This is a genomic window from Hymenobacter miniatus, assembly GCF_016427455.1.
GTDB lineage: Bacteria > Bacteroidota > Bacteroidia > Cytophagales > Hymenobacteraceae > Hymenobacter > Hymenobacter armeniacus.
This window is the reverse complement of sequence record NZ_JAELXR010000005.1, coordinates 184181-201520: the sequence shown is the minus strand read 5'-3', so window position 1 is coordinate 201520 and position 17340 is coordinate 184181. Positions and strand designations below refer to the sequence as shown.

General features: G+C 65.4%; 16 protein-coding genes. 7 read left to right on the top strand and 9 right to left on the bottom strand.

Translation table 11 applies throughout. The annotated features are described in order from the left end of the window. The 3 genes from JAO73_RS09795 to JAO73_RS09785 form a co-directional block, all read right to left on the bottom strand. The gene (locus tag JAO73_RS09795; RefSeq protein WP_198976881.1) at positions 1-1362 is read right to left on the bottom strand and encodes an MptA/MptB family glycosyltransferase; all 1362 of its coding nucleotides are present in this window, start codon (positions 1360-1362) and stop codon (positions 1-3) included. Beyond that, positions 1352-2809, bottom strand: a complete 1458-nt coding sequence (locus JAO73_RS09790) for a glycosyltransferase (RefSeq protein ID WP_198976880.1) — start codon at positions 2807-2809, stop codon at positions 1352-1354. Before JAO73_RS09790 ends, JAO73_RS09795 begins: the two co-directional genes overlap by 11 nt. 154 nt (positions 2810-2963) lie before the next feature. Further along, the gene (locus tag JAO73_RS09785) at positions 2964-3662 is read right to left on the bottom strand and encodes a glycosyltransferase family 2 protein (RefSeq protein WP_198976879.1); all 699 of its coding nucleotides are present in this window, start codon (positions 3660-3662) and stop codon (positions 2964-2966) included. 137 nt (positions 3663-3799) lie between these two features. Between JAO73_RS09785 and JAO73_RS09780 the strand changes: the two genes are divergently transcribed. From JAO73_RS09780 to JAO73_RS09770, 3 genes are all read left to right on the top strand, one after another. After that, positions 3800-4255, top strand: coding sequence for a peroxiredoxin (locus JAO73_RS09780; protein WP_198976878.1), 456 nt, complete (start codon positions 3800-3802; stop codon positions 4253-4255). Positions 4256-4349: 94 nt separating this feature from the next. Then, positions 4350-5342 carry an alpha/beta fold hydrolase gene (locus JAO73_RS09775; RefSeq protein ID WP_198976877.1) on the top strand — a complete coding sequence of 331 codons (993 nt, stop codon included), beginning with the start codon at positions 4350-4352 and terminating at the stop codon, positions 5340-5342. Positions 5343-5581: 239 nt separating this feature from the next. Next, entirely contained in the window at positions 5582-6139 is a 558-nt protein-coding gene (locus JAO73_RS09770) for a hypothetical protein (protein ID WP_198976876.1), read from the top strand. A gap of 21 nt (positions 6140-6160) precedes the next feature. Here the strand turns inward: JAO73_RS09770 and JAO73_RS09765 are convergent, their stop codons facing one another. The 3 genes from JAO73_RS09765 to JAO73_RS09755 all read right to left on the bottom strand — a co-directional run bounded on the left by JAO73_RS09765 (position 6161) and on the right by JAO73_RS09755 (position 9219). Beyond that, complete coding sequence (locus tag JAO73_RS09765; RefSeq protein WP_198976875.1) at positions 6161-7513, bottom strand: 4Fe-4S binding protein; 1353 nt, start codon at positions 7511-7513, stop codon at positions 6161-6163. Positions 7514-7603: 90 nt separating this feature from the next. Then, positions 7604-7831, bottom strand: a complete 228-nt coding sequence (locus JAO73_RS09760; RefSeq protein ID WP_190922356.1) for a hypothetical protein — start codon at positions 7829-7831, stop codon at positions 7604-7606. Positions 7832-7848: 17 nt separating this feature from the next. Beyond that, positions 7849-9219: an NAD(P)/FAD-dependent oxidoreductase gene (locus JAO73_RS09755; RefSeq protein ID WP_233169083.1), complete on the bottom strand. Its 1371-nt coding sequence runs from the start codon at positions 9217-9219 to the stop codon at positions 7849-7851. A gap of 172 nt (positions 9220-9391) precedes the next feature. On the opposite strand from JAO73_RS09755, the gene JAO73_RS09750 reads away from it, so the two are divergent. Then, the gene (locus JAO73_RS09750) at positions 9392-9823 is read left to right on the top strand and encodes a hypothetical protein (RefSeq protein ID WP_198976874.1); all 432 of its coding nucleotides are present in this window, start codon (positions 9392-9394) and stop codon (positions 9821-9823) included. A 238-nt stretch (positions 9824-10061) separates the two neighbouring features. Next, positions 10062-10781 carry a carboxypeptidase-like regulatory domain-containing protein gene (locus JAO73_RS09745; protein WP_198976873.1) on the top strand — a complete coding sequence of 240 codons (720 nt, stop codon included), beginning with the start codon at positions 10062-10064 and terminating at the stop codon, positions 10779-10781. A 79-nt stretch (positions 10782-10860) separates the two neighbouring features. Here the strand turns inward: JAO73_RS09745 and JAO73_RS09740 are convergent, their stop codons facing one another. Further along, positions 10861-12336 carry an APC family permease gene (locus tag JAO73_RS09740; protein WP_198976872.1) on the bottom strand — a complete coding sequence of 492 codons (1476 nt, stop codon included), beginning with the start codon at positions 12334-12336 and terminating at the stop codon, positions 10861-10863. Positions 12337-12451: 115 nt separating this feature from the next. Here JAO73_RS09740 and JAO73_RS09735 point away from each other — a divergent pair, with 115 nt between their 5' ends. Beyond that, positions 12452-13147 (top strand): hypothetical protein, encoded by a 696-nt coding sequence (locus JAO73_RS09735; protein ID WP_198976871.1) that lies wholly within the window; start codon positions 12452-12454, stop codon positions 13145-13147. Positions 13148-13162: 15 nt separating this feature from the next. On the opposite strand, the gene JAO73_RS09730 is transcribed toward JAO73_RS09735, so the two are convergent. Beyond that, the gene (locus JAO73_RS09730; RefSeq protein WP_198976870.1) at positions 13163-13699 is read right to left on the bottom strand and encodes a hypothetical protein; all 537 of its coding nucleotides are present in this window, start codon (positions 13697-13699) and stop codon (positions 13163-13165) included. A gap of 167 nt (positions 13700-13866) precedes the next feature. Then, the gene (locus JAO73_RS09725) at positions 13867-14469 is read right to left on the bottom strand and encodes a hypothetical protein (RefSeq protein ID WP_198976869.1); all 603 of its coding nucleotides are present in this window, start codon (positions 14467-14469) and stop codon (positions 13867-13869) included. A gap of 98 nt (positions 14470-14567) precedes the next feature. Between JAO73_RS09725 and JAO73_RS09720 the strand changes: the two genes are divergently transcribed. Next, entirely contained in the window at positions 14568-17330 is a 2763-nt protein-coding gene (locus JAO73_RS09720; RefSeq protein WP_198976868.1) for a hypothetical protein, read from the top strand. Positions 17331-17340 lie beyond the last annotated feature (10 nt).

Sequence of the window (17340 nt, the reverse complement as noted above, 5' to 3'; positions counted from 1 at the left end):
CTACGGCGCGGGCGCGGGCGCGGGCGCGGGCCGCCAGGCCAGTTCCCAAACCAGCACGGCATACATGCCGGCGTATTCCAGCGCCACCAGCCACAGGTTTTCGGCGTAGTCTGCCGTGCGGTAGGCGGCATAAGAAAGTATTGCCAGCCCGCCCCACACCAGGGCGTAGCGGAACCGCGTAAATACGCTAATGCCCACCAGCAGCGTGAGATACCAAGGGTGCACGGTGGTGGCCAGCGCGTAGTAAGCCGTGAGCAGCAGCAGCAGGGTGGCCGGCAGCAAAGCCAACGTGGGCCGCCGCTCACGCCAAGCCAGGGCCAGGCCCAACAGTCCGCTTAAGAATGCCAGGGCTGGCCCGATAACGGCAATCTGGTTATAAGAGGTAAGCCAATAGCCGATGGGCCGCAGCAGGTAATACACGCTGGCGTTGAACTCAAAGCTGCGGAAGTACAGCTTGAGGCTGCGGGCAATGTTCTCGAACAAATCAACCGACAGAAACGGCCCAAAGAGCACCGCCAACGTGCCCAGGGCCAGGGCTGTGTATAAGGCAAAGCGCCGGACGCCCAGCCGCCGCACCAGTAGCGGCAGCACGAGCAGTGGCAGCAGCTTGGTGGCCACGCCCAGCCCCAGCGCCCCGGCCGAGGCTGCCCATTTTTGCCGGCTCAGCAGCCACAGCGCCAACAGGATGAAGCCAAAAACCACGCCTTCGAAGTGCAGGTTGCCGGTGAGCTCCACGATAACCAGGGGATGCAACAGGTAGTGCAAGGCGCGCCGCGCCGGCCAGCCGAGCACGGGTAGGAGCGCCAGCAGCAGCCAAGCAGTGCCCATCTCCGCCAGCAGCACGACCGCGCGCAAACACGCCGCAAAGCCTGCCTCTGACGTGGGAAACAGCCGCGCTGCCGTGCCAAACGCAAACTGGCACACCGGCGGGTACACCGAGTAGTAATGCGGCGAGTTGAGCTGCCGGTACAGCTGCTGCAGCTCGGGCAGCAGGGCGGCGCGGCGGGCGGCATCGGGCACGGCGCGGCGGGCGCCGTTGGCAATCAGCTCATCGGGCCGAAAGCGGAAGGGGTTCACGCCGTTGGCTACCAGCAGGCCGTCCCAACGGAAGCGGTACACGTCGTCGGACAGGGCCGGCTGGGCCGGCAGCCACAGCAGCCGAAACGCCAGCGCCGCCGCTAGGCCCCAGCGTACCGGCAGCCGGCTGCGCAGCAGCCAGGCATAGGCTCCCAGCGCCATCGCAAACAGCCCCAGCAGCTGCCCAAACTGCGGGCGGGGCGTGGCGTAGGCCAGGGCCGCGTAGGCGCCGCCCGAAAGCAGCAGCGCCGCGCATTGCGAAAGCGAAGGAAACTTAGCGGGCATGGCGCACCGAGTAATAGAAAATGGCCGCGAAGCCCAGCGTCAGCAAGCTGTGAAAGGGCAGCAGGCCGAAGTCGTCGAAGTAGATGCCCGCCCCCAGGCCGAAGCCAAAATACGCAGCCAGCAGGCCTTCGAGGGCCACCAGCGGGCCCACGCCACCCGTGCGGTAGCGGCGGCGACGGGCCACGGGCGCCGTGCCGGACTTGGGCGTGCGCACAAACGGGGTGCGCCGGCCCAGCCAGCCCAGTATCACGGCGCGGGCGTTGTGCAGGGCCAGGCCCATCGAGACCGACAAAAACAGCAGAAAGAAGCCCGGGTAGCGCCACAGCGGCTTATCGGGGTGCGCCAGGCGCCAGGCCGAATAGTAGTAGTAGATGAGCGGCGTGAAGCCCACCAGAAACACCGACGCCAGCTGAAACACCACCTTGTACTCGCGGAACTGGGCCCGCACAAACACCAGCGGCACGCTGAGCAGCGCCATGAGCATGATAACGACGTACACCGAGCTGTTGAGCAGGTGAAACGAGGCCTGCAGCTTCACGCCCAGCGGCTGCGCCGAGCGCCACACGGGCCCCAGGTGCTTGTGGGCCGTCTCGGCCGCGCCCTTGGTCCAGCGGAACTGCTGCGACTTGAGGGCGTCCATCACGGCGGGCAGTTCGGCGGGGGCCACTATCTCGGGGCGGTACACGAAACGCCACCCACGCAGTTGGGCCCGGTAGCTCAGGTCGAGGTCTTCGGTCAGGGTGTCGGTGTGCCAGCCGCCGGCATCGTCGATGCAGGCGCGGCGCCATACCCCGCCCGTGCCGTTGAAATTGATGAAAAAACCCGCGAACGTGCGGCCTACTTGCTCGATGAGAAAGTGCGCATCGAGCCCGAAAGCCTGCAGCCGCGTCAGCAGCGACTCGTTTTCGTTGAGGTGGCCCCAGCGCGTTTGCACCACGCCAATGCGCGCATCCTGCAGGAAGTACGGCACGGTGCGGCGCAGAAAATCGGCCTCGGGCACGAAATCGGCATCGAAAATGGCCACGTATTCGCCGTCGGTTTTCAGCAGCCCATCGCGCAGGGCGCCGGCCTTGAACCCCTCGCGGTTGGTGCGATGCACGTGGCTGATGCGCAGGCCGCGGGCGGCGTGGTGTGCCACGCGCGCCGCGGCCAAGGCCACGGTGGCGTCGGTGGAGTCGTCGAGCACCTGAATGTGCAGCAATTCAGAAGGGTAGTCGAGGGCGGCCGTGGCGTCAATGACGCGCTCCACCACGTTTTGCTCGTTGTAGAGGGGCAACTGCACCGTCACGCGGGGCCAGGCGGCTGGCATCGGAGGGGCAGGGGCGGGCGGGGTGGCGTAAGCGCGCCGGGCCAGGCGCGTGAGCTGCCATTGCCCCACGCTAAAGCCCAGAATAAATAGCAGGCACAGCCCGTAAACCGCCACCAGCAAAATGGGCAGAACGGGCATTAACGGGAAGGCAAAGAAGCGTGGAGTAATCTAAAAACGTCTGTCATCCTGAGCTTGCGAAGGACCGTATCACGCCTGCGCCATAAATGAGGTTAGTGTTCAGTCGTGGTAAAATCCTTCGCAAGCTCAGGATGACAGACGTTTGCGTGATGCATTACCAATACCGGAATATGGTCCATAGAATCTTGTAGCCGGCCCCCAGGGTGCCGCGCACCGTGCCCGACACCTTGCTCGTGCCGATGCGCTTGCGGTAGCGCACGGGCACCTCCACCACCCGCAGGCCCTGGCGGAAGGCTTTCACTTGCATTTCTACCGTCCAGCCATAGGTTTTGTCTTCCATGCCGATGGCCAGCAGGGCGGGGGCGAGGATGGCGCGAAACGGGCCCAGGTCGGTGACGTTGCCGCGGTAGCGCAGGTTGAGCAGCCGCGCCGCCAGCCAGTTGCCAAAGCGCTGCTGGGGCAGCAGGGCGCCTTTTTCGCGCTCGCCCAAGGCCCGCGACCCTATCACGAGGTCGGCCTTGCCGCGCAGCAGCGGCGCCAGCAGGTCGGGCATCTGGTCGGGGAAATCGGAATGGTCACCGTCGAGAAATACGACGATGTCGGGCTGTTCGGATTGGGGCTTGCCGAAGACGTACGCCATGCCCGCCAGGCAGGCGTGGCCGTAGCCGGGGCGGGGCTCGTGCAGCACGGTGGCACCGGCGGCCCGGGCCGCGGGGCTGGTGCCGTCGGTCGAATTGTTGTCGACCACCACCACTTCCTGCACCAGGCCGGCCGGAATTTCGGCCAGCACCAGGCCAATGGCGTTGGCTTCGTTGTGGGCCGGAATGATGACGCTGATGCGGGGCTGGGGCATGAAGAGGGCAGCGCAGACACCAGCCGCCGCCAAACAAAAAAGGGCCGTCGGTGCTCTATGCACCACAAAGATGCTCCCGCCGCCGTAAAGCAGCACCGTGCCGCCGCCGTGCGGCCCTTTTTTTAAGCCCAAACCCGATGCTTCAAGTAGGCCAACTCGCCCCCGATTTTACGCTCACCACCACCAGTGGCGCCACCTTTCGCCTCGCCGACCAGCGCGGCCGGCACGTGGTGCTGTACTTCTACCCCAAAGACGACACGCCCGGCTGCACGGCCGAAGCCTGTTCGTTTCGCGACCAGTACGAGGATTTTAAAGACCTGGGCGCCGAAGTGGTGGGGGTGAGCTCCGACAGCGAAGCTTCGCACCAGAAATTTACGCAGAAGCACCGCCTGCCCTTCGAGCTGCTGGCCGATGCCGACGGCAAGGTGCGCAAGCTCTACGAAGTGCCCCGGGCCCTGCTGGGGCTGCTGCCCGGCCGCGTCACGTTTGTGATTGACAAGCACGGCGTGATTCAGTACATCTTTAACTCACTGAGCGGCGCCACCGACCACGTGAGCAACGCCAAAAAAGTGCTGGAAGGACTGCCGGCTTAGCCGTAGCGCACAGCCCATACTGGGGCCAAGGGAAAAATTTTTAAGTGCCGCCGGCAGTTTTGACGTACACGCCAATTCACCGATTGAATTGGCGATGCTTCGTTTTCTTTTGCTTCTGGTGCTGCCCCTGCTGCTGGCGGGCGCGCCGGCTTCGGCCCAAATGGCCCCGCTCAACGCCACGCTGGACGGGTACGACTACCCGTTTCCGGTCAGGGTTTTGCCGCTGCGCATTGAAGGCCAGGCCCTGCGCATGGCCTACATGGACGTGCCCGCCACGGCCCGGGCCAACGGCCGCACCGTGGTGCTGCTGCACGGCAAGAATTTCTTCGGGGCCTACTGGCGCGAAACCATCCGGACGCTGGCGGCGGCGGGCTTTCGGGTGGTGGTGCCCGACCAGATTGGCTTCGGCAAATCCGACAAAGCCGACATTCACTACTCCTTCCACCAGCTGGCCCGCAACACGAAGCGCCTGCTCGATACGCTGGGCGTGAAAAAAGCCGTGGTGGTGGGCCACAGCATGGGCGGCATGCTGGCCACGCGCTTTGCCCTGCTGTACCCGGAAACCACCGAAAAGCTGGTGCTCGAAAACCCCATCGGCCTCGAAGACTACCGCGTGGGCGTGCCCTTCCAAACCGTGGACCAGGCCGAGGCCACCGAGCGCAAGAGCACCGAGGCCAGCATCCGCAAGTACCACGCCACGTATTACCCCAACGGCTACCCCGCCGCCCACGACCAGTGGCTGCTGCCGCTGGCGGCCCAAACCCAAAGCCCCGATTTTGCGAAAGTGGCGCGCGCCAACGCCCTCACCTTCGACATGATATACCAGCAGCCGGTGAGCTACGAATTCAACCGCATTGCCGTGCCCACGCTGCTCATCATCGGCCAGGCCGACCGCACCGTGGTGGGCAAAGCCCTGGTGAAAGACCCCAAAACGCTGGCGCAGCTGGGCCAATACCCGGCCCTGGGCCGCCGCACGGCCGCCCACATCAAGGGCGCCCGGCTGGTGGAGCTGCCCAACGTGGGCCACATCCCGCACCTGGAAGTGCCGGCGCAGTTCGACAAGGCCTTGCTGGCCTTTCTGCGATAGAAGGCGTTGAGGCTGAGCGGGGCGGGCGAAAGCCTGGGCTAAGACGTTGGCACACGGAGAAGCTTAGCGCAAGCAAAAACCGTTAATAGCACGGGTGCTTGCATGCAGCGGGTCCACCATTTATCAGTAAATGAGCAGTTAGTATTGGCGTATGCATCAGCTTGATTGTAATTTTGCGGCTTGAAATAACGGGCTGCATCACGCCAGCCGTCACCAACATTGCTACGCTTTCTGCCGCCATGTCCGAACTATTTATAGAGATGTTTAAGCGTGCGCAGCAGGAAAAACGCCTGCTTGGCGTGCGCACCACGCAATCGGAGGGCCGCTTCTCGGTGGGCTACGTCATCAACTTCAGCGACGAGCTGATGATGATGCGCGTCATCAACCGCGATGGCATGCAAACCGGCATCCAGTCCTTCAACCTGGAAGAAATCTTCCAGCTCGATTTCGACGACCGGTACATCCGCAACATCGAGCTCAAGGAAGATAACCTCGACAAGGTGTACGCCGGCATCAAGTCGCCCGCGTTCATGGAGCAGGAATACCTCACCATTCCGCTGCTCTTGTCGCGCGCCATGGAGGCGGGCCAGCTCGTGTACCTGACCTCGCAGGTGGGGGCCGATTTGTACGGCTACATCCGGCAGTTCACGGAACAGGAGCTGCTGCTGGAGTGCTACACCGAATACGGCGAGCCCGACGGCCTGACCGTGTTGCGCGTCGAAAACATCCGCAGCTTTGTGTGGAGCGACGAAGACACCCGCATGATTGAGCTGCACCTCAAGCGCCGGCAGCAATAGAGTTAAAGCCTCGCGCAGTGGTTAGGAAAGGATGCGCAGCGAGTCGGCGTGAATCAGCTGCGTGCCTTGGTAGCGGCCTTGGCGCGGGCCGTTTTCCAGGTTGAGCACGCCGCGGGGGCAGGCCGTGCTGCACAGGCCGCAGCCCACGCACGCGGCCCGGATGATGGGCTCGCCGCGCTGGGCGTACTGCTTCACGTCGATGCCCATCTCGCACACGTTGGAGCAGTTGCCGCACGAAATGCACTGCCCCCCGTTGGTGCTGATGCGGAAGCGGGAAAAGTGCTTTTGCAACAGGCCCAGGTAGGCCGCCATGGGGCAGCCGAAACGGCACCACACCCGCGAGCCCATGATGGGGTAGAAGCCCACCCCAATCACGCCCGAAAACACCGAGCCGATGGCGAAGCCGTACCACTTGGCTGCCACGGTGCCGGCCTGGCCCAGCAGGGTGCCGCCCGTGGCAAAATGCACCCACAGCAGCGCCGTGATGGCCACGATGAGACCCAGTATGGGGTAGATGAGCCGCACTTCCCAGCGCCAGGCGGCGCGGCTTTTGTCGGAAAGCTGGCGGTAGGGGTCGCCGGCGGTTTCGGCCAGGCCACCGCAGCCGCACACCCACGAGCAATACCAGCGTTTGCCGAAGAAATACGTGAGCACCGGCGTGGCCAGCAGCGACATCACCGCGCCCCAAAACACCATGAACACGCCCAGCCCCCCATTCTGCAGCAGGCCCGTCACCGTGCCCGGAAAGAGGTAGTCGTACTTGAGCGGCCAGAAATACGAGAAGTAGAACTCCGGCTGCTGAAAAAAGAGCAGCACGCCCGGGATGATAAAAGCGAACCCCAGCTGAAAAAACATCACCGACGCCGTGCGGATGAGCTGGTAGCGCGAGTGCCGGTATTTCCAGAGCGCCCGGCCGCCCATGAGCAGCACGGCCAGCGTGTAGAACGTGCCGTAGAGAAACCACTGGTCGGCGGGCCGGGCGCGCAGCCACTGGCTGAACCCGTCGAGGGCGTGCACTAGGTGGTCGAGCGGACCGAAATGGCCGTGGCCATCGTCGCCGCTGTACCAGTACAGCACCACGTAGAACCCGGTGAGCACCAGCCCCGTGACCCAGGCCACGGCGCCGCGCCCGGTGCTGGCGCGCAGCCACAGGTTGTGGTGCTGCACTCCGGCGGGCGCGCCGCCAAATTTCAGCCAGCTCCAGGCCAGCGTGCCGCCGCTCACCAGCGCCAGCGCCAGGTAGAACCACAGGCCTTGGCGGCCGGCGTCGGCATCGGCCAGGGCCAGCAGCAGGGCCAGCAGGCCAGCCGCCACCACGGCCAAGGTGAGTTTTTCGGCTGGGGGCGCGGCGGGCAGCGGAGGCGCGGTGGTCATGTTGGCTTTTGGAAATGGTGGTAATGGGGTGTCCTGCTCAGCAGAGCGAGGGATGCAAGCACTTTCTTGGCGGTACCTTCCGGCGGCCCCTTAGTGATGGTGGTGGTGATGCGTGTCGGGCTTGCCAAACACATTTTTCAGCGTGCCCAAGATGTAAAAGGCCGTCCAGCACACGTAGAGCCAGCTAAAGCCCTCGGGGGTGTGGCCCACAAAAAAGTGCAGAATCAGGTGCGCGCCGGCGCTCATCAGCAGGCCGGTGAGGGCGATGAACTGGAAGCTGTTGAGGGCCGAGGGGCGGTATAGCTTGGAGAAATCCACGGGAAAAGGGTGGGGGATTAGGTGGTGAACGGCAGGCGCAGGCCCCAGAGGCCTTTGCGCTGCTTCAGGGCCACGGGCAGCTGCGGAAACTGCCGGCGGAACGCCGCCAGCACGGCCGGCTCGTGCTGCGGAAAAAACTCGGGGTCAAAATTAGCCGCACCCAGGTGGGCCAGCACGGTGGTCACGGGCGCCTGCGCCAGTATCCACTGCTCGCACACGGCCTGGCGCAGGCGCAGCCCCAGGGCGTTGAACCCCAGCACCGCGTGCGGCGCGGCGGCCCGGAAATACACCCGCAACGCCGCCCGGGCTGACGGATGTTCCCAGTAAAAACTCTCGACGCCCGGCACCGGCCCGGCGGGCGCCTCGCCGTAGGTCTGGTATTCCAGGTTGAAGAACTTGGCCGAGTTGAACCACACGCCGCGCCGGTAGGTCGTGGGCTGCCCGCAGAGGGAGTGCGCCACGGTTTCGCCCTGCATGCGGCCCGTGTACCAGAGCTGCTCGATGGGCACCTGGCCGGCGCCGGGCCGGCGGAGCTGGGCGCAGTCGCCGGCCGCCCACACGTTGGGCACGCTGGTGCGCAGGTGCTCATCCACGAGGATGCCGCGGTCGGTTTCCACGGCCGGGTCGGTGCGGGCCAGGGCCAGGTTGGGGGCCACGCCCACGGCCAGGCCCACCCACTGGCAGGCTATTTCCTCGCCGGCGGTGGTGCGCACGGCCCGCACGCGGCCCTGGGCATCGCCCAGAATTTCGCTGAGCTCGGTGCAGTAGCGCACCGGCACGTGATTTTCTTCAAACTGGCGGTCTACCAGGTTGGCTTCTTCTGGCGGCAGCACCGAGGCCCAATAGTGAGCATCGCGCACCAACACCAGCGGCTCGATGCCGCGGGAGTGGAGCATTTCGGCCAGCTCCACGCCGATGAGCCCGCCGCCCACCACCACGCCCCGACCGATGCCGTGCGTGTCGCGGGCCATGGCTTCGAGGTCGGGCAGGCCGTAGAGGCCCTGTACGCCGGCCAGGTGCTGGCCGGGCCAGTCGGGACGGCGGCTTTCGGAGCCGGTGGCCAGCAGGAGCTGGTCGTAGGCGAGGATGGTGCCGTTGTCGAGGGTGAGGCGGTGGTCGCGGGTGCTGAGGGCCGTGGCGGTGGCGTGCACCAGGATAAGGCGGTTTTCCTCCCAGAACCAGTCTTCGTAGGGCTTGATGTCCTGCGGGCGCAGGTGGCCCATGTACACGTACATCAGGGCCGTGCGCGAGTAGTGGAGCGGGCTTTCGGCCGATACCAGTGTGATGCGCGCCTCGGGCCGCAGCCGGCGCACGGCCAGCGCGCACGAAACGCCGGTGATGCCATTGCCAACGATAACCAGGTGCATGCGGGTGAGGTGAGGGGCCAAAGGCCAAATGTAGAGTTTCTGCTGCACCCAGGCGCCGGCCACTGCTGTGCTGGAAACGGGCGGGGGCATCTACGCAGGCCCGCGGGGCCGTGGTTTGGCCGGCGGCGTAACGGAAAGGCGGGGGCTGCGTAAGCCTTTCAGCACCCAACACCTCCACCTAACCTCGCAGCCCATGATTCCCGATAATATTTCCGGCGACGGCACCGACCCGAACGAAGGCAAACACGCCGACATCACCGAAAACAAAAACTTCGTGAAAAACGAAGAGCTGGAGCGCCAGAAAGCCTACCAGCAGGACCAGAGCAACAACAAGTCCAGCAACGACCCCTCGGCCGCCCGCAACACCGGCGCCAACGGCTACACCCAGCGCAGCAACCAAAAAGACCAGCTCGAAAACCTGCACATCGGCGGCTCCGAAACCAGCCCCCAGGGCGGCAACGACCACGCCCACGCCGGCGAGCAGGCCCAGGGCCCGGGCTTTGAGGCCGAGGGCAGCTACGAACTCGACCACAACCTGCGCACCCGCGACCAGGCCTTTGGCGAGAACGCCGCCACCGGCAAGCCCACGCCGGCCGGCAACAACGAAAGCATCAGCGACGAGTAGCGGCCCCGCTACCCGTGCCGGCAAAAGCCGCTTCGCCGCCACCTGCCCGGGTGGGGCGGAGCGGCTTTTTGCATGCCGGAACTGGCGAAGAAAGAAAGAGAAAAAGAAAAAACCGCGCCGATACCTTGATAACGCGGCAAAAGCTTAACTTGCCGGACATATCCGATACAAGAGTATTAGGATAATACCCATTCTCTGTCTTTTTCTTTTCCCACCCTTACGCTAACCAGTCGTTACGATGAATCCGGACAATGTACCCAACGTTGAAAATGAACCTTACGACCCCAATTTTGAGGCGCAGGACGAAGAGCTGGCCTCGGGTGGCAACAACAAGCTGCTCTACATTCTGGGGGCCGTGATTCTGGCCCTGGTGGTGGGCTACATTGCCCTGCCCAAGGGCGGCGGCAGCGGCCTGGCCAGCGTGACGCCCACCTTCATGCTCGACGATGCCGCTGTGACGGCCACCGCCCCCACCGCCGCCGACAGCATTGCCGCCGGCCTCAAAGCCGCCCCCACTGCCGAAACCGCAGCAGAGGTGGCGGCCGCTGAGAAACCCGTGGCCAAGCCCGCTACGGCTCCCAAGCCAGTAGCGGCGGCCGCGGCGGCCCCGATTGCCGCCGCGCCTGCCACGCCGGCCCCGGCCCCAGTAGAAGCTGCTCCGGCCCCGGCCCCTGTGGCCGAGCCCGCTGCACCCGCCGCGCCCAGCACCGTCACGGTGTCGGGCAAGATTGAAAACGAAATCGGCAAGCCCCTGGTGGGCGCCACCGTGCTGCTGCGCGGCAGCAGCAAAGGCACCAGCACCGACGCCAACGGCAACTACACCCTGGAAGTCCCCGCCGGCACCGACAACACCCTGATTTTCGGCTACGGCGGCTACGAAGACGAAGAAATCCGCAGCCGTGGCAGCCAGCCCGTGAACGTGACCCTGACCCCGCGCGCCAAATCGCGCCGGCGTTAAGCCGCTCCAGCTGCGCAACGCAAAAGGCCCGGACTTTCCTAGGAAAGTCCGGGCCTTTTCATGTGAACAGGGGATGGGACTACGCGCCAGTGTTTCCAAACCGGCGGCCAAACAGGAAGTATACCGGCAGGCCCAGCGCCATCAGGCCCAGGCCGCGGCGCGAGAACTCGGCCGTGTCGGGCGCGATGAGCAGGATGATGCAGAACATGGTGGCCAGCAGCACGTAGAGGCCCGGCACCAGCGGGTAGCCCCAGGCGCGGTAGGGGCGGGGCGCCTCGGGCCGGGTGCGGCGCAGCACGAAAATGCCGATGATGGTGATGACATAAAACAGAATCACCGAGAACATGACGTAGTTGAGCAGGTCGCCGTAGCGGCCGCTCAAACACAGCACGCAGGCCCAGAAGCACTGGGCCCACAGGGCGCGGCCGGGCACGCCGGCCCCGTTCAGCCGGGCCAGGCCGGGGAAAAACAGGCCGTCTTTGGCCATGGCGAAGTAGGCGCGGGCGCCGCTGAGGATGATGCCATTGTTGGCCCCGAAGGTGCTGAGCATGATGAGCACGGCCATGACGTAGGCCCCGGCGCGGCCCAGCACCGACTCGGCCACGGCCGTGGCCACCCGGTCGTCGGTAGCGTACCGAATGCCGCGGCCGGCCAGCGTGGTGGCCTCCGGCGAGCCGTGCAGCGGCAGCACCAGCAGGTACACCACGTTGATGAGGATGTAGAGCGCCGTGACGATGGCCGTGCCGATGGCCATGCTGCGCACCAGCGTCCGCTCGGGGTTCTGAATTTCCTCGCCCGCGAAGCCGATGTTGTTCCAGGAATCCGACGAAAACAGCGAGCCCGTCATGGCCATGCCGATGGCAATGACCAGCGCGCCGCCGCTGATGGGCAGGGTGGGCGCGTTCACGCCCGGTGCGGCCGAGCGGGTGGCCGACCACAAATCGGCGAAGTTGGCAGCAATGGCCTCGTGGTTGATGCCCAGGGCCACGCCAAAGATGATGAGCAGCGCCAGCGCAATGAGCTTGGTGCTGCCCAGCACGTTCTGGATGAGCTTGCCCGTGCGCACGCCCTGCGCGTTCAGCGCCGTGATGCCCACGATGAGCACAATGGCCAGCAGCTGCACCGTGCTGAATTCAAACGCACCCACGCTAAACAGGGCGTTTTTTACACTGAAATACGGAATCAGCACGCCGGTAAACTTGGCAAAAGCTACGGCCACGGCGGCAATCACGCCGGTCTGAATGACGAGAAACAGCGACCAGCCATACAAAAAGGCCGTGAGGCGCCCGAAGGCTTCGCGCAGGTACACGTACTGCCCGCCCACTTTGGGGAACATGCTGGCCAGCTCGCCGTAGCTGATGGCGCCCGCCATGGTGATGAAACCCGTGAGCAGCCACACCACCAGCAGCCAGCCCGCGCTGCCCACCTGCCGCGCAATGTCGGCCGAGACGATGAAGATGCCCGAGCCTATCATGCTGCCCGTCACGAGCATAATGGCGTCGAAAAGATTGATGGCGCGCTTAAAATGCGGCTGGTCGGGTTGGGGTTCGGTCATAGAAGTTGAATTGAAGCCGGGAAGATAGAGGGCTGCACCGAAAGGAAACCCGCCGAGTTAGGCCGAGCCAACTCCTGGCCCGTACATTAGAGGGCGACCTTCGCACAACATCACGATGAAAATCCAGCTGTCAGTACTCTCACTATTGGCGTTGCCGCTCAATCTGCTGTTGATAGGCTGCGAGAACAAGGAAGCCCCTGGCCAATTGACGGTGGTGGAAGGCCGCGTGCTGCGTCAATCAGATAAAGTCCCGTTTGCTGGCGTTCCGATGGCTATCGAACCGTATTACGGCAGTTTTCACGGACCCTCATTTACTGCCGCAGTGAAAACCACTCGGACCGACGCCGATGGATACTACACCCTGAGTTTCTACAACGAGAAGGGCGCCTATTATGCCGTTTCCTGCGACCCCGACTACACGGACCGCCGGCTGGATTTTTTACCCTGGGGCACGACCGGCCCGGCTGCGCCCACGGTCGGAGGAGACTTGAGAAGGCGCCAGATTGTCCTCGGACAAAAAAACGTGGTGGATTTTCAGCCGGACCAGCGCGCGGTGATTTTGCTGCGTGTGCAGCTGCGAAGCAGCCGGTTTCAACAGTTGGTTATCGGTGCCGGGATGAAGCTCAGGACCAATTCGCTGGATACCGTGATTTGGCGCAGCAGCCATTGGGGAGGATGGAAGAGTGAGTCGGCCACGCTGCGCCGCTTGGGAGGCAATGGCCAGACCATACAAGACTCAACGGTTAACTTGTATTCGCTGCCAGTAATTGCCTCTGATACAGTGCGAGCCACGTTTCGGTTCGTACAATAAAGTACTGCTGGCGCCTCAGAACTCGCTGCGGTCGTACCAGCTGCGCATGCGCCAGGGGTCGTTGCGGTTTTTGCGCACCAGCACCAGACGGGCCGTGCCGGAGCCGGAAAACCGCTCGTTGTCGCGCTGCTCGATGGTGAGCAGGAAGGACCGTTCCACGTTCACCAGCGTGTCGGAGGCCAGCGTGTCGGACGTGGGCAGGTACTGCGTCCACTGCAAGTTGGTGGAGCGGGCAGCTTTGAAGAGGCGGTAGGTGGTGTTGGCGTCCACGTCGCGCGTCCAGCTGCGGTCCACGTTGGCGGCAAAGTCGTGGTAAGTGAACTTGAACTTCGGCGACAGCAGCTGCCCGTAGAGCGTGGAGTCGCGCAGCTGGTAAGCGGCCCGGAAGCGGTCAAAAAAGCCTCGCACCGTGACGGGATTGCCCAGCAGCGCGTTCTGGTCGGTGGGCACCTCGTCCAGGGCCGGCGCAAACGGGTTGCAGGCCGGCACCGTCAGCATCAGGACAATGCCCGCTTGCAGCAAAACCGGGAATGACGGGCGCAACGGCTTCATAGGCCGAAATATACGAATGGGGAAATAGGGAAAAAGGGAGATGGTAAGAAGGAGCAGGCAATTAGGTGAGAGGACAAAGGAGGAACGAACGTCATTCCCCGGCGGCGCTCGGCATGACGTTGCTTCTTTATCAATTCTCCCAACTTACTTGCTTCCCACCTCCCCACTTAATGCGAGCTGAAATATTTCTTTAAATCCGTCCAGCACAGGCCGGGCATGGTGCGCTGGTCGCGCCAGGCCACGATGCGCCACTCGTTGTTGCGGCGACGCAGGATGAGGCGGATGTTGCCCTGCAGAAGGCCCGCGTGGAAGGCCGTGTCCTGCTGCGTGACCCGCAGTTGGTACAGGGCCGATACTTCCACCGAGTCGGCGGTGTAGAGCTGGTCGCGGCGGTCGGTGAGGGTCAGCGTGTTCTTGACGCCGCTCGCCGTGCGGCGGCGCAGGCTGCTGAAATAGGTGGTTTCCTCAGGCACGCTCCAGTTGGCAAACAGGGCGGGCGAGGAGCCGGCGCTGGTGGGGTCGGGCACGAAGCGGTAGGTGGGGCCGCTGAAGGTGCGCTCGTAGTTGGCCACGTTCACGTTTTGCACGGCCGTGGTAAAATTGGCCAGCAGAATGTCAATTTGCGTGGGCTGAATCCACTCGCTGCCGGTGGCCGACGGCTCGGGCTCGCGCAGCTGAAAGCAGGCCGGCAGGGCCAGCACGCCCAGCAGCCCGGCCCAGCGGCGGGGGGCCGACAACAACGAAAACAACGGGCGGGGCGGCGTGGTCATTTCTGGTGCTTGATACCGAACGGAAAGATACGCTCCGATTTCATGCGCAGCCGCGGCCGCCGGCGTACTTTCGTCGCCCGTCATCCGCTTCCTCCCGCATGTCCCGAAAGCTTCTGGCGCTGTATACGGCCCTCTTGCTGCTGCTGGCGCTGGCCACGTACGTCTACTACCGGCGCACGCTGGCCGCCGTGCCCGTCGACCCCTACGCCCTGGTGCCCGACGACGCCGTGCTCGTGCTCAGCACCCACGACCACCCCACGCTGGTGCGCCACCTGCAGGAAACCGAGCTATGGGACAACCTCACGGCCGTGCGCTACTTTCAGCAGGCCGCCGGCCACCTGGCCCTGGCCGACAGCCTCAGCGGCGGCAACGCCCGGCGTCGCAACAGCCTGCTCACGCTGCTGGGCCGCAAGCTGGTCATCACCTCGCTGCACGTCACGGGGCCCGGCGAGTTCGACGTGCTCTACCAGATTCCGCTGGTGCGGGTGAGCGAGTACCGGCAGGTGCGCAGCCTGCTCGAAACCCTGGGCCGCGACGACCGGTACCGCCTCAGCACCCGCGAGTACGAAGGGCAGGAGCTGACCATCCTCACGGAGCAGCGCAGCGAGTTCAGCCTCACCGTGCTCAACTACCGCAACCACCTTCTCATCAGCGCCAACGGCGGCCTTGTGGAGGCCGTGGTGCGCCGCCTGGCCCACCCCGACGCGCCCACGGTGCTGGCCTCGTTCGGCTCGACGGACCTGCTGAAGCTGCGCGGCGTGGACGCCACGGTGCTGGTGAACTACCGCCGCCTGCCGCAGTTCCTCGACGTGCTGTTTCGGCGCGACGCCCACGGGCAGTTCGACCAGCTGGCCGGGCTGGCGTCGCAAGGATTTCTGGGCGTGAAGCTGGCCGGCAGCCAGGCGTTGCTGCAAGGATTTTCGACCCCGGAAACTACCCACAGCAGCCTGCAGCAGCGGCTGCGCGGGCAGGCGCCCCAGCCATTGGGCCTCACCGATATATTGAGCACGCGCACCGCGCTGGTGCTGCACCTGGCCGCGCAGCCGGCCCGCACCTGGCCCCGGCCCACGTCGTCGGCAGCCGATTCGCTGGGGCTGGGCGCGGCGCTGGACAGCCTGCGGGCCACGCTGGGCGGCGAAATGGCGGTGGCTTACCTGGCCGCTCCCTCGCCGGGCAGCCGGCCCGGCCGGCTGGCGCTGGTGCGCTGCTCGGTGCCGGCCCGCACCGAGGCCTGGCTGGCCCGCCTGCGCCGCCTCAACGGCAACTCGCCGGCCTTCACGCGGGTGGGGCCGTACCAGGTGCACCCGGTGGGCTTTTCGGAAGCGGCCGTGCTGGGCCCGCTCCTCGACCCGGCCCGGCCCAACGCCGTGGAAGTGGTGTCGGGCGCCGGGGTGATGATGGGCAATTACCTCGTGCTGTCGGACGAGCTGACCCTGAATGCCTACCTGGCCGATGTGGTGGCGGGGCGCACCTGGGCGCAGTCGCCGGCGCAGGTGTCTTTTTTGCAGGAAACCCAGCCCCGCGCCCGCCTGAGCATTTTTGTTGACACGCGCAACAGTTGGAATGCGCTGCTGGGCGTGCTGACGGAGGAGCGGCGCGCCGGCCTGCTCCGCAACGAAGCCCTGTTCAAGCGCTTTCCTCAACTGGCCTTCCAGCTGGTGCCGGCCGACAACGAGGCCGCCCCTGATGCGCAGTACTTCACCCAGCTGCTGCTGCACCACCCCAACCTGGGGCCCGCCACCGCCCAGGCCGGGGGCGCCGCCGCCAACGGGCGCGTGCTGGCGTTTAAGCGGGGGCTGGTGGGCACGCCGGTGGCCCTGCCCGCGCTGGGCACGCGCATTCCGGCCGTGGTGGTGCAGGATTCGGCCCAGGCGCTGCACTTTGTGAGCGCCGACAACTCGGTGGTGTGGTCCGACACGCTGGCCGGGCCGGCCGTGGGCACCACGCAGCTGGCGGCCGGGGGCGGAGTGGCCGGCGGCCTGCTGCTGGGCGCCGGCCACCGCCTGCACCTGCTGGCCAACGACGGCCGCGACGCGCCGCCCTTCCCCCTCAATCTGCCCGACACCCTGCACCTCACCGACCTGACCGTGGGCCCCGGCGGCCCCGGTGAGCCGGCCCGCCTGCTGGCCCGCACGGCCGGCAACGAGCTGCGCCTGCTCGACGCCCGGGGCCGCGAGTTCCGCGGCTGGCAGCCCAAGCGGCTCGACTTTCCGCTGGCGGGGCGCCCGGCCCTGCTGAACGCGGGCGGCCGCACCGTGGTGGTGGCCCCCCTGCAAAACGGCTACGTGTACGCCTACGACGGGCAGGGCAACCTGTTTCCGGGCTTCCCGCTGAGCCTGGGGGCCCGGCTGGCCGGCAACCTGCTGGTGCAGCCCGGCACCACGTTGGCCCGCACACGCCTCACCACCGTCAACCAGCACGGCGAGCTCATCACCTTCAACCTCAGCGGCGACGTGCTGAGCCGGAAGCGCATTGCCACCTGGAGCCGCACCGCCCGCTTCCGCCTCGTGCCCGACCTCAGCGGCCACAGCTTTGTGCTCACCCGCGAAGACGGCAGCCAAATCGACGTGTACCTGCCCACCCAAGCGGCGCCCCTGTTCACGCAGCGCTTCGTGACCTCGGGCGAGCGGCTGGTGCAGTTTTTTGATTTTGGCAAAAACCACCGGCTGGTGGCCATCACCGAGCCCGGCCCGGCCCACGTGTTTCTGTACGATGCGCGGGGCCAGCTGCTGGGGGGCGAGCCGCTGCTCAGCACCGGCACCGGTGTGGCCCTGAGCTACGACGCCACCACCGACACCTACCAGCTGGCCCGCTTGGTGGGCCGCGAGCTGCGCCGCACCGAATTGAAGGTGAACCCGTAAACAATTAGCA

Coding starts and splice junctions, on each gene's coding strand:
- JAO73_RS09765 (WP_198976875.1), bottom strand. CDS start 7,513: ATGACCACCGCGCCTCCGCTGCCCGCCGCGCCCCCAGCCGAAAAACTC.
- JAO73_RS09735 (WP_198976871.1), top strand. CDS start 12,452: ATGAAAATCCAGCTGTCAGTACTCTCACTATTGGCGTTGCCGCTCAAT.
- JAO73_RS09770 (WP_198976876.1), top strand. CDS start 5,582: ATGTCCGAACTATTTATAGAGATGTTTAAGCGTGCGCAGCAGGAAAAA.
- JAO73_RS09790 (WP_198976880.1), bottom strand. CDS start 2,809: ATGCCCGTTCTGCCCATTTTGCTGGTGGCGGTTTACGGGCTGTGCCTG.
- JAO73_RS09780 (WP_198976878.1), top strand. CDS start 3,800: ATGCTTCAAGTAGGCCAACTCGCCCCCGATTTTACGCTCACCACCACC.
- JAO73_RS09795 (WP_198976881.1), bottom strand. CDS start 1,362: ATGCCCGCTAAGTTTCCTTCGCTTTCGCAATGCGCGGCGCTGCTGCTT.
- JAO73_RS09720 (WP_198976868.1), top strand. CDS start 14,568: ATGTCCCGAAAGCTTCTGGCGCTGTATACGGCCCTCTTGCTGCTGCTG.
- JAO73_RS09725 (WP_198976869.1), bottom strand. CDS start 14,469: ATGACCACGCCGCCCCGCCCGTTGTTTTCGTTGTTGTCGGCCCCCCGC.
- JAO73_RS09730 (WP_198976870.1), bottom strand. CDS start 13,699: ATGAAGCCGTTGCGCCCGTCATTCCCGGTTTTGCTGCAAGCGGGCATT.
- JAO73_RS09745 (WP_198976873.1), top strand. CDS start 10,062: ATGAATCCGGACAATGTACCCAACGTTGAAAATGAACCTTACGACCCC.
- JAO73_RS09775 (WP_198976877.1), top strand. CDS start 4,350: ATGCTTCGTTTTCTTTTGCTTCTGGTGCTGCCCCTGCTGCTGGCGGGC.
- JAO73_RS09785 (WP_198976879.1), bottom strand. CDS start 3,662: ATGCCCCAGCCCCGCATCAGCGTCATCATTCCGGCCCACAACGAAGCC.
- JAO73_RS09740 (WP_198976872.1), bottom strand. CDS start 12,336: ATGACCGAACCCCAACCCGACCAGCCGCATTTTAAGCGCGCCATCAAT.
- JAO73_RS09750 (WP_198976874.1), top strand. CDS start 9,392: ATGATTCCCGATAATATTTCCGGCGACGGCACCGACCCGAACGAAGGC.